Origin of the sequence: Brevundimonas sp. (assembly GCF_032107865.1) — a bacterium.
GTDB lineage: Bacteria > Pseudomonadota > Alphaproteobacteria > Caulobacterales > Caulobacteraceae > Brevundimonas.
Genome location: NZ_DAMCNG010000089.1, coordinates 1 through 10,371, shown reverse-complemented (window position 1 = coordinate 10,371; position 10,371 = coordinate 1). Strand labels below are relative to the sequence as shown.

General features: G+C 66.3%; 9 protein-coding genes and 1 pseudogene. 7 read left to right on the top strand and 3 right to left on the bottom strand.

What is annotated here, in order from left to right; genetic code table 11:
• From bla to RT567_RS09025, 7 genes are all read left to right on the top strand, one after another.
• On the top strand, positions 1–724 hold a 724-nt coding region (bla, locus tag RT567_RS09055; protein WP_313575925.1), incomplete at its 5' end, for a class A beta-lactamase.
• 47 nt (positions 725–771) lie between these two features.
• On the top strand, positions 772–2,871 hold the full coding sequence (gene flhA / locus RT567_RS09050) for a flagellar biosynthesis protein FlhA (protein ID WP_313575923.1): 2,100 nt from the start codon (positions 772–774) through the stop codon (positions 2,869–2,871).
• Between the two features lie 54 nt (positions 2,872–2,925).
• Complete coding sequence (locus tag RT567_RS09045) at positions 2,926–4,461, top strand: CHASE3 domain-containing protein (RefSeq protein ID WP_313575921.1); 1,536 nt, start codon at positions 2,926–2,928, stop codon at positions 4,459–4,461.
• A 20-nt stretch (positions 4,462–4,481) separates the two neighbouring features.
• A complete protein-coding gene (locus RT567_RS09040; protein ID WP_040344682.1) occupies positions 4,482–4,880 on the top strand; it encodes a response regulator in 399 nt (132 codons plus the stop codon).
• 4 nt (positions 4,881–4,884) lie between these two features.
• The gene (locus RT567_RS09035) at positions 4,885–5,928 is read left to right on the top strand and encodes a histidine kinase dimerization/phosphoacceptor domain -containing protein (RefSeq protein WP_313575919.1); all 1,044 of its coding nucleotides are present in this window, start codon (positions 4,885–4,887) and stop codon (positions 5,926–5,928) included.
• A 50-nt stretch (positions 5,929–5,978) separates the two neighbouring features.
• Complete coding sequence (locus RT567_RS09030) at positions 5,979–6,455, top strand: NUDIX domain-containing protein (RefSeq protein WP_313575917.1); 477 nt, start codon at positions 5,979–5,981, stop codon at positions 6,453–6,455.
• A 65-nt stretch (positions 6,456–6,520) separates the two neighbouring features.
• On the top strand, positions 6,521–6,703 hold the full coding sequence (locus RT567_RS09025; RefSeq protein WP_087141890.1) for a CsbD family protein: 183 nt from the start codon (positions 6,521–6,523) through the stop codon (positions 6,701–6,703).
• A gap of 50 nt (positions 6,704–6,753) precedes the next feature.
• Here the strand turns inward: RT567_RS09025 and RT567_RS09020 are convergent.
• From RT567_RS09020 to RT567_RS09010, 3 genes and pseudogenes are all read right to left on the bottom strand, one after another.
• A pseudogene (locus tag RT567_RS09020) lies at positions 6,754–8,127 on the bottom strand (serine hydrolase domain-containing protein).
• A gap of 199 nt (positions 8,128–8,326) precedes the next feature.
• Positions 8,327–9,505 (bottom strand): VWA domain-containing protein, encoded by a 1,179-nt coding sequence (locus RT567_RS09015; RefSeq protein ID WP_313575915.1) that lies wholly within the window; start codon positions 9,503–9,505, stop codon positions 8,327–8,329.
• A gap of 20 nt (positions 9,506–9,525) precedes the next feature.
• Entirely contained in the window at positions 9,526–10,053 is a 528-nt protein-coding gene (locus RT567_RS09010) for a GNAT family N-acetyltransferase (protein ID WP_313575913.1), read from the bottom strand.
• Between the last annotated feature and the right edge of the window lie 318 nt (positions 10,054–10,371).

Sequence of the window (10,371 nt, the reverse complement as noted above, 5' to 3'; positions counted from 1 at the left end):
GACCGAGGGGCAGCGCGTCGCCTGGCGCGGCGACAAACGTTTCGTCTATTGCTCGACCTTCAAGATGTATCTGGCCGCCGCGACCCTCCTGCGCGTCCAGGCGGGGCAGGAGCGGCTGGATCGGGCGATCCCGGTGACGCAGGCCGACATGATCAGCCACGCCCCTCTGACGGAACCGGCGGTCGGTTCGACCCTGACCATCGAGCAGTTGATGAAGGGCACGGTCGAGGTCAGCGACAACCCGGCCGCCAACATCCTGATCCGCGAGATGGGCGGGCTGGACGCCTTGCGCGCCTTCTATCGCGGTATCGGCGACGACAGCACGCGCGTCGATCGTCTCGAACCCGAGATGAACCGCCAGGACGGCGACAAGGACACCATCACCCCGGACCAGTCCGCGCGGAACATCCAGCGGCTTCTGGTCGCCGCCGACACGCAGTTGAGCCCGGCGTCCAAGGCCTTGTTGATGCGCTGGCTGGTCGATACGCCGACGGGGCAGGGGCGGATCAAGGCGGGCGTCCCCATCGGCTGGACCGTGGCGCACAAGACGGGCACCGGCGGCTATGGTCCGGTCAACGACATCGGCCTGATCCTGCCGCCGAATGCGGCGCCCATCGCCATCGCGGTCTATTTCCACGCCACGAAGGATTCGACCGACGCTCAGCGCGAAGCGGTAGTCGCCGAGGCGACCCGGCAGGCGCTCAAGGCGCTGGGGCATGGCTGAGGGCCGCCGAATCCTGTCATCAGGCGACATGACCTTCGCACGTCGTCATGGCTGACGCGCCCATCCTGATGAAGGACGGCCTGGCGCGCCCCACGGGGCGTGACGCGCTCGGCTGGCTGATGCGCGGCGAGGTCGGCATGGCGGTCGGCGTCATCGCCGTCATCATGCTGCTGATCCTGCCGATCCCGAAGATGCTTCTGGATCTGCTGCTGGCGATCTCGCTGGTGTCCAGCGTGCTGATCCTGATGACCGCCGTGATGATGAAGCGCCCGCTGGACTTCGCCATCTTCCCCACGGTGCTGCTGGTCTCGACCCTGTTCCGGCTGGGTCTGAACCTAGCCTCGACGCGGCTTATCCTGAGCAACGGCCAGGAAGGCCACGACAGCGCCGGCAAGATCATCCAGGCCTTCGGCGAGTTGATGATGGGGGGCAACTTCATCATCGGGGTGATCATCTTCGCCATCCTGCTGGTGGTGAACTTCGTGGTCATCACCAAGGGCGCGACCCGTATCGCCGAGGTCTCGGCTCGCTTCACCCTGGACTCCATGCCGGGCAAGCAAATGGCCATCGACGCCGATCTGTCGGCGGGCCTGATCAACGAGGACCAGGCCAAGCTGCGCCGCAAGGAGCTGGAGCAGGAATCGACCTTCTTCGGGGCCATGGACGGCGCCTCGAAATTCGTGCGCGGCGACGCCGTGGCGGGCCTGATCATCACCTTCATCAACGCCATCGGCGGCCTGCTGATCGGCGTGGCGCAGCATGGGATGCCCGCCATGGAGGCGGCCAACACCTATGTCCAGCTGACCGTCGGCGACGGCCTGGTGACGCAGATCCCGGCCATCATCGTCTCGGTGGCGGCGGGCTTCCTGGTGACCAAGGCCGGGGTCGAGGGTTCGGCCGACAAGGCCTTTGTCAGCCAGTTGGCCAGCAACCCTGTGTCGCTGGGCGTGGTGTCGGGCACGGCGGGTCTGATCGGCCTGATCCCCGGCATGCCGCTGCTGCCCTTCGCCGCCCTGGCGCTGGGGACGGGCTTCATGGCGTGGAAGCTGGGCCGCGACCGGCTGAAGCCGCCGCCCGCCGAGCCGGTGAACCTGAAACCGAAGGAGGACGTCGAGGAGCCGATCTCCACCGCCCTGACCATCGATGAGGTGAAGATCGAACTGGGCTACGCCCTGCTGGCCCTGATCAACGACCTGGAGGGGCGGCGCCTGACGGACCAGATCCGCGCCCTGCGCCGTTCGTTGGCCCAGGAGTACGGCTTCGTCATGCCCAGCGTGCGCATCCTCGACAACATGCGCCTGTCCAATCAGGGCTACGCCATCCGCATCAAGGAAATGGACGCCGGTTCGGGCGAGGTGCGCCTCGGCTCGCTGATGGCGATGGACCCGGCGGGCCGTCAGGTCGAACTGCCCGGCGAGCATACGCGCGAGCCCGCCTTCGGCCTGCCCGCCACCTGGATCGACGAGTCCCTGCGCGAAGAGGCGACCTTCCGCGGCTACACCATCGTCGACCCCTCGACCGTGCTGACGACGCACCTGACCGAAATCCTCAAGGAGAACATGGCCGAACTGCTCTCCTACGCCGAGGTGCAGAAGCTGCTGAAAGAGCTGAAGGGCGAGGAGCAGAAGCTGGTCGAGGAGCTGATCCCCTCGGTCGTCACCGTCACCACGCTGCAGCGCGTCTTGCAGGCCCTGCTGCGCGAGAAGGTGTCGATCCGCGACCTGCCCGCCATCCTGGAAGGCCTGGCCGAGGCTGCGCCGCACACCACCAGCGTCGCCACCCTGGTCGAGCACGTCCGCGGCCGCCTGGCCCGCCAGCTGTGCTGGCAGCACAAGGCCGACGACGGCGCCCTGCCCATCGTCACCCTGTCGCCCGAGTGGGAACAGGCCTTCGCCGAGAGCCTGATCGGTCCTGGGGAGGACAAGCAACTGGCCATGGCGCCCAGCAAGCTTCAGGACTTCATCCGCGCCGTCCGCGACGTGTTCGAACGCGCCGCCATGACGGGCGAGAACCCCGTCCTGCTGACTGGGCCGCAGGTGCGCCCCTACGTCCGATCCATCATCGAACGCTTCCGCGGTCAGACGGTGGTGATGAGCCAAAATGAGATTCATCCCAAGGCTCGCCTCAGGACGGTCGGCTCAGTCTAGGTCGCGGCGTGGTAAAGGCTGGACACCGCGCGGTCGGCGAATAAGGTTCGGGCCATGAAACGCATTCGGCCGGCCCTGCGCACCTTCGGAATCTTCCTGCGCACCCCGACCCTCAGTCGCTCGATCATCGCCCTTCTGGCCCTGGCGCTGCTGCTGCTGCTGGCCGTCAATACGGCGACGCTGGTGATGATCCAGCGGACATCCAACTACAACGACACCGTGGACCACAGCCAGCAGGTGCGCCTGGCGGCCAAGGACACGCTGATGCTGCTGACCGACGCCGAGACAGGGCAGCGCGGCTTCATGCTGACGGCGCGAGCCGAATATCTGGGCGTGCATGACAATGCGGTGGCCAAGCTGCCGGCGGTGATCGAGCGTTTGGAGAGCCTGGTCGCCAACGACGCGGACTCGGCGGCGCGCGTGGTGAAGGTCAAGCAGATGACCCGCGATCGTCTGGCGCTGATGGATGAAACCATCAATCTGACGCGCACGGGCCGTATCGGCGAGGCCGTCTCGCGTATTCGCGGCGGCCAGGGCAAGGCTCTGATGGACGCCATGCGGGTCGAACTGGCCGCCATCGACGCCATCGAGGCGCGACGCCTGGCCGAACGCACGCAACAGTCGGAATGGGCCCAGGCCGTGACCGTGGCGGTCAACGCCCTGGCCGGGGTGCTGATCCTGGGGCTGGCGGGGATCAGCGTCTGGCTGGTGCGACGCTATGTGGCCGAGATCGAGGCCGCGCATTTCGAACTGGACCGGGTCAACGCCGGGCTGGAGAACGAGGTGCGCGATCGCACCGCCGAGCTAACCCGCGCCAATGAAGAGATTCAGCGCTTCGCCTATATCGTCAGCCACGACCTGCGCGCGCCGCTGGTCAACGTCATGGGTTACACCTCCGAACTGGAGCAGGTCGCCAAACAGCTGGACGAGCAGCTGACGGCGGTCGAGGCGGCCCACCCCGGCTTGGTGGATCCCGAGGCTGTGCGCGCTGTGCGCGAGGACGCGCCCGAGGCCGTGGGCTTCATCCGCACCTCGACGGCCAAGATGGACCGGCTCATCAACGCCATCCTGCGCCTGTCGCGCGAAGGGCGTCGGGCCCTGGCTCCGGAGGCGCTGGACATGAGCGGTATGGTCCAGACCATCGCCGATACGCTCCACCATCAGGTCGTGGAGACGGGCGGCGAGGTGGTGATCGGTCGCCTGCCGGTGCTGGAGAGCGATCGTCTGGCGATCGAGCAGATCTTCGGCAATCTGATCGACAATGCGGTGAAGTATCAGCAGCCCGACCGCCCCATTCGTGTCGAGGTGCAGGGCCAGGAGACGCCCGGCGGCTGGGTCGAGTACCGCATCAGCGACAACGGCCGGGGCGTCTCGCCCAAGGATCATGAGCGGATTTTCGAGCTGTTCCGCCGGGCGGGCAAGCAGGATACGCCGGGCGAAGGCCTGGGCCTGGCCTTCGTGCGCAACATCGTGCGGCGCCTCGGCGGTTCTATCGACGTCGAGTCAGAACTGGGCCAGGGGTCGACTTTTCATCTGAAATTTCCGAAACGTCTGACTATGCTGGGTGACTATCAAGGAGATCGCCTGTGAGCCACTCGGTGAAGATCGTCATGGTTGAGGACGATCATGGGCACGCCAAGCTCATTGAGAAGAACATCCGACGCGCGAACATCGCCAACGACATCGTTCATTTCGATCACGGCGAGGCGGCGCTCGACTATCTGTTCAGCGACGAGGTGGGGCGCACCGGCCCCCTGCTGATCCTTCTGGACCTGAACCTGCCGGATATGTCCGGCACGGACATCCTTGATCGGGTCAAGTCCGACGACAATCTGCGCCGCGCGCCCGTGGTCGTGCTGACCACCACCGACGACAAGGTCGAGATCCAGCGCTGCTACGACCTGGGCTGCAACGTCTACATCACCAAGCCGGTGGATTATGAGGCCTTTGCCGGCGCCATCCGCCAGCTGGGCCTGTTCCTGTCGGTCATGCAGGCGCCTGAGATCTGACGCCGTGACGGAATCGGGGGCCGCCATACGTCTCTTGTACATCGACGACGACCGGGGCTTGTCACGCCTGGTCCAGAAGGAGCTCGGCCGCCACGGCTATGAGGTCACCTGTGCGCCTGATGCGGACAGCGGCTATGAGGTGCTGAAGGCGGGCCAGTTCGATGTCTGCGCCTTGGACCACTATATGCCGGGCCGTGAGGGTCTGGACGTCTTGCCCGACATCCTGGCCCTGCCGACGCCGCCGCCGGTGGTCTATGTGACGGGCGCCCAGGACGGTCGGATCGCCGTCGCCGCCCTGCGTGCCGGGGCTGCCGACTACGTCATCAAGGACGTGTCCGAGGACTTCACCGCCCTGCTGCGCTCAGCCGTCGAGGACGCCCTGTTGCGCCGCCGCTTGGAGCGCGAGAACGAAGAGGCGCATGAGGAAGTGCGTCAGGCGCGCGACCGCGCCGAGGCCCTGCTGCGCGAGGTGAACCATCGCGTCGGCAACTCGCTGCAACTGGTGTCCAGCTTCATCTCCCTGCAACTGCGCCAACTGGCCGATGAGGGCGCGCGCGACGCCCTGCGCGAGGCCCAGGTGCGGATAGAGGCCGTGGCCCATGTTCACCGCCGCCTTTACACCTCGGCCGATGTCGAGCGGGTGCAGATGGATGAATACCTGGCCGGCCTGGTCGAGGAGTTGGGCAAGTCCATCGGTCCCGACGACGGCGGCCCGCGGCTGGCGCTGCGCGCCGAGGCGCTGCAGGTGACGACCGACCAGGCCGTCTCCCTTGGGGTCATCGTGACGGAACTGGTCACCAACGCCGTCAAATACGCCTATGAGCCGGGCGCGGCGGGCGAAATCCGCGTGATCCTGAGGCGTCTGGAGGATGGGCGGCGCGCCCAGCTGACGGTCGAGGATGACGGTCCCGGCCTGGGCGACGGCCTGCCCAAGGGCACGGGCCTCGGCTCCAAGATCATCTCGGCCATGGCGGGCGGGCTGCGCTCGGCGATCGAGGTGGACCCGGCGCATCACGGCGTGCGCGCCCGTCTGGCGTTTGATCTCTGACGACGCTTTGGGGGTTTCGCCCCGCGTCGCGGCAGGGTTAGTCTCCTACGATGAAGCTTCAGTTCGGCACGGCCCGCCCCGGTCTCGATTACATCCACCGTCCCGCCGTCTTCGGCATCGCCGAGCGTGAAGGCCGCCTGGCCTGCGTGCGCGTGGATCGCGGCGACCGACACGCCTATTTCGACCTGCCCGGCGGCGCCCTGGACGGCGAGGAGACGGAACAGCAGGCCCTGGTGCGCGAGTTCGCCGAGGAGACCGGCCTGATCGTCCAACCGGTCGACCGCCTGACCGAGGCGGCGCAGTATTTCCTCAAGTCGGACGGCACGCCGGTCAACAATGTCGGCGGCGTCTGGCTCGTCAATGTGACCGGCGCCGATCCCTCGACCAAGCAGGAAGCGGACCATGAGCTGGTCTGGCTGGAGCCGCTGCGCGCCCTGTTCAGCCTGCGTCACGAGGCGCACAGCTGGGCCGTTGCGCGCTGGCTGCGTGACCGACACGCCTCGGCCACGGCTTCGGAACCTCGGTAGAGAAAAAGGGTTGTTTTCCCTGACGGGCCGCCAGTCCCGGCGGCTCGCAAGACAGGGAGCTCCCCATGCCCGACCACGACCGCATCGAAGGCGCCGCCAAGAACATCGGCGGCAAGCTCAAGGAAGCCGCCGGCAAGCTGACCGGCGATGAAAAGCTGAAGGCCGAAGGCCGCGCCGATCAGGTGGCGGGCAAGGTCCAGAACGCCGTTGGCGGCGTCAAGGACGCGCTGAAGGGCGATAAGGGCTGATCGAGATCCGATCTCGGCCGTCGCCAGGATTCGGCGGCGGCCGGACTTCTTTAGGGGCGACGGATGAAGCGCTCGCCCTCGAAGGTCAGGGCGTCGGGCCCGTTGAAGACGATCACCCGGCCTTGGAAAGGAACCAGCTCCACCCGCAGGCTCTCTGCCTCTGTGAAGGCCTCTGCCGACGCCCGCATCACCCCCATTTTGATATCCAGTCCGCTGGGCGTCTCGATCACCTCCATCGTCCCATAGGCGGGGTTTTCATAAATCCCGACATAGGCGCTGTTGGGCTGCGACAGCCGCCAAGGTCTTGCTGCACGCTCAGCTCTGGCGCGGATGAGGGCGGCGCGCCTCTGGTCGCGCCGCTGGACGAGGGCGATCAGTTCCGCCTCATAGGCGGTTTCCAGGTCAGCACGTCCAGCCAACCGATCATAAACGTAATTGGCGGTGATATCGGCCAACTCGCCCGCAACCTGGTCTTCATTGATCATCACCGCCACTCCGATCCGGCGTTCGGGCATGAAGGAGACATGCGCCCGCGATCCGGCGAAATTGCCGAAGTGGTGGATCAGCACATCCCGGCCGTACCGTCCCGTTTGCCAGCCTAGGCCATAGCCGCCGCGGCGATAGACGCCGAACCGTCGATCCTGAGCCACGCGCGACGTGTGGGTTGAGAGGATCAGTCCCTCGGGAAAGACGCGTCGCCCGTCGATGACGCCGTCGTTGAGCTGCACCTCCAGCCAGCGCGCCATGTCATGGGCGGTCGAGATCAGGCCTCCTGCCGATTGCATGGTGGCGTCGACCTTCTGCAAGGGGCTGACTACAGGCGTAGGGCCGTCGCCGAAATGTCCCTCCGCCACGACGCCCCCTTGCTGAGCCTGTGATATCCGCGCGGTGGTGCGGCTCATCCCGGCGGGCGCCAACACCTCCTCCTTGACCATGTCGCGCTAGTCCCGGCCGGTCTGCGTTTCCAGCAGGATCGTCGCCAGATTGTAGCCGAGGTTGGTGTAGCGAAACACGCCGTGCGGAGTCTCGGCGTTGACTTGGGTCCGGGCCAGCAGGCCCTGAATGACCTGTGGCGAATGTTCGCCGGAATAGGCCGCACGAAAGGTGATCGCCTCGTTGTCCAGTCCCGCGCGGTGGCTCAGCAGATCGGTCAGGCTGGTCGCCTGCGCCATCTCCGGCGACAGACCCGACCGGGACGCCCATGCTCCGACAGGGTCGTTCAGATCAGTCTCGCCCCGCGTCGCCATCGCCGCGAAGCTCAGAGCCGTGAAGGCCTTTGTTGCCGAAGCGATGTAGAAGCCGGTATCCGCATCCACTTTCGCCCCTGTGCGCACGTCGGCGACGCCGTATCCGGCCGTGATCAGGATTTCATCGCCGTCGACCACGGTCAGGGCCAAGCCGGGAACCGCCTCGACGTGGGTCATCGCTCGCCGTACGAAGGCGTCGATGTCGGCGGCGGCCTCCCTGTGGACATCCGGCATTTCGGCGTGAGCGGCGGTCACCCACGCTGTCATGGAGATGAAGGCGGCGACCCACAGGCCGCCGCTTATGGTCTGGCTGGACATCTTCGGTTCCTCCCTCTTCACTCAGAGGCCGGAAGAAGACCTTTTGGATGCAGGGCTGTTACCGCGCCAGGGTCCGCATCGCCCGCTCCAGTCCCTCCAGCGTCAGGGGGAACATGCGATGCTCCATCACTTCGCCGATCAGGCTGACCGAGGGGGTGTAGCTCCAGTGGCGCTCAGGCACGGGGTTCAGCCAGACCGACTTGCCCCACTGTTCGCGGGCGCGTTTCAGCCAGACGGCGCCGGCCTCCTCGTTCCAGTGCTCGACCGAGCCGCCGGGCATGGTCACTTCATAGGGCGACATGGTCGCGTCGCCGACGAAGATGGCGCGCCAGTCGCCGGGGTATTTGTGGATCAGATCCCAGGTTGGGATGCGCTCGCTGTGGCGGCGTCGGTTGTCCTTCCACACCCCTTCGTAGAGGCAGTTGTGGAAGTAGAAGAACTCCAGGTTCTTGAACTCGGTCCGCGCGGCCGAGAACAGCTCTTCACATAGCTGGATATGGCCGTCCATCGAGCCGCCGACGTCGAGGAACAGCAGCACCTTGATCGTATTGCGCCGCTCGGGCCGCATCTGGATGTCCAGCCAGCCCTGACGCGCCGTGCCGTCGATGGTGCCGTCGATATCCAGTTCCTCGGCCGCGCCTTCGCGGGCGAAGCGGCGCAGGCGGCGCAGGGCGACCTTGATGTTGCGCGTGCCCAGTTCGACGGTGTCGTCCAGATTCCTGTATTCGCGCTTTTCCCAGACCTTGACCGCGCGGCCGTGACGGCCGGGACCGCCGATGCGGACGCCCTCGGGGTTATAGCCGCCGTGGCCGAAGGGGCTGGTTCCGCCCGTGCCGATCCAGCGGTTGCCGCCCTGGTGGCGCTCCTTCTGTTCTTCGAGGCGCTGCTTCAGCGTCTCCATCAACTGCTCGAAACCGCCGAGGGCCTCGATCTGGGCCTTTTCCTCGTCGGTCAGGTATTTTTCGGTCAGCAGCCGCAGCCAGTCCTCGGGGATGTCAGCGGTGATTTCTTCGCCCGGGGCGACGCCCTCCAGCCCCTTGAACACCTTGCCGAACACCTGATCAAAGCGGTCGTAGTGCTTCTCGTCCTTGACCAGGACGGCGCGCGACAGGTGGTAGAAGGCCTCGACGTCGCGGCCTCCCACGCCCTTGTCCATGGCCTCCATCAGATGGAGCCATTCCTTGAGCGACACAGGCACCTTGGCCTCGCGCAGGGCGGTGAAGAAGGGCAGCAGCATGGGTTCAGACTGGCCCCGGCCTAGCCGCGCCGCAAGATGAACTCGTCATCCATCCAGGCGCCGACAGGATATTGATACTCGCCCGCCTTCTCGAAGCCGTAGGCGGCGTACAGTTTCTGGGCCTTTTCGTTGCCGCTCCAGACGCCGATCCACAGAGGGCCGTCAGTGTGGGCTTCCATCCAGTCCAGCGAGATCTTCAGCAGCTTCGTGCCCAGGCCCAGGCCTTGCGCCTGCTTGCCGACATAGAGGCGGCGCAGCTCGGCGTGGCTGGCGCGGCCGTCGGGGTGGGGCAGGGTGTTCGGCCCGGCGTTGGCGAAGGCCAGAAGTTCGCCGTCGCGCTCGGCCACCCACCAGGCGGCGCCGGGCTCGGTCAGCTTCTTGGTGATGGCCTCTGCGTTGAAGCTGGCGTCCAGGAACATGGTCAGGTCGGCGGTCGGATAGGGAATGCCGAAGCCGGTGACGAAGGTGTCGATGAAGGTCTGGCGTCCCAGCACGGCCAGGGCGGCGGCGTCATCGGGGCGGGCGGGACGGATCACGGGTTCGCTCATGACCGACGCATAGCGCCGCGCAGAGGCCGGGTGAAGGCGCGTCGAGACGCCCCGCGCCCTGTTCATTGCAACCTCGTCATCTTTGCGTGGTTGCAGGGGCGCGCGGCGGGAGCTACCACCTTTGTCCAAGGTGCGCTGTTCGCGGCGCACGCCAATGCTGGGATCGGGGAGGTAAAGGGACGCCAAGGCCTTGGTTTCACAGGCTGATCCCCGTGCTATGACTTCTCCTGCACTCATGACTCATTCCGAATCCGCAGTTCAGACGCCGGTTGCGGCCGCCGGCTCCGTCGAGTCGGAGACCGCCCATGGCGCGATCAC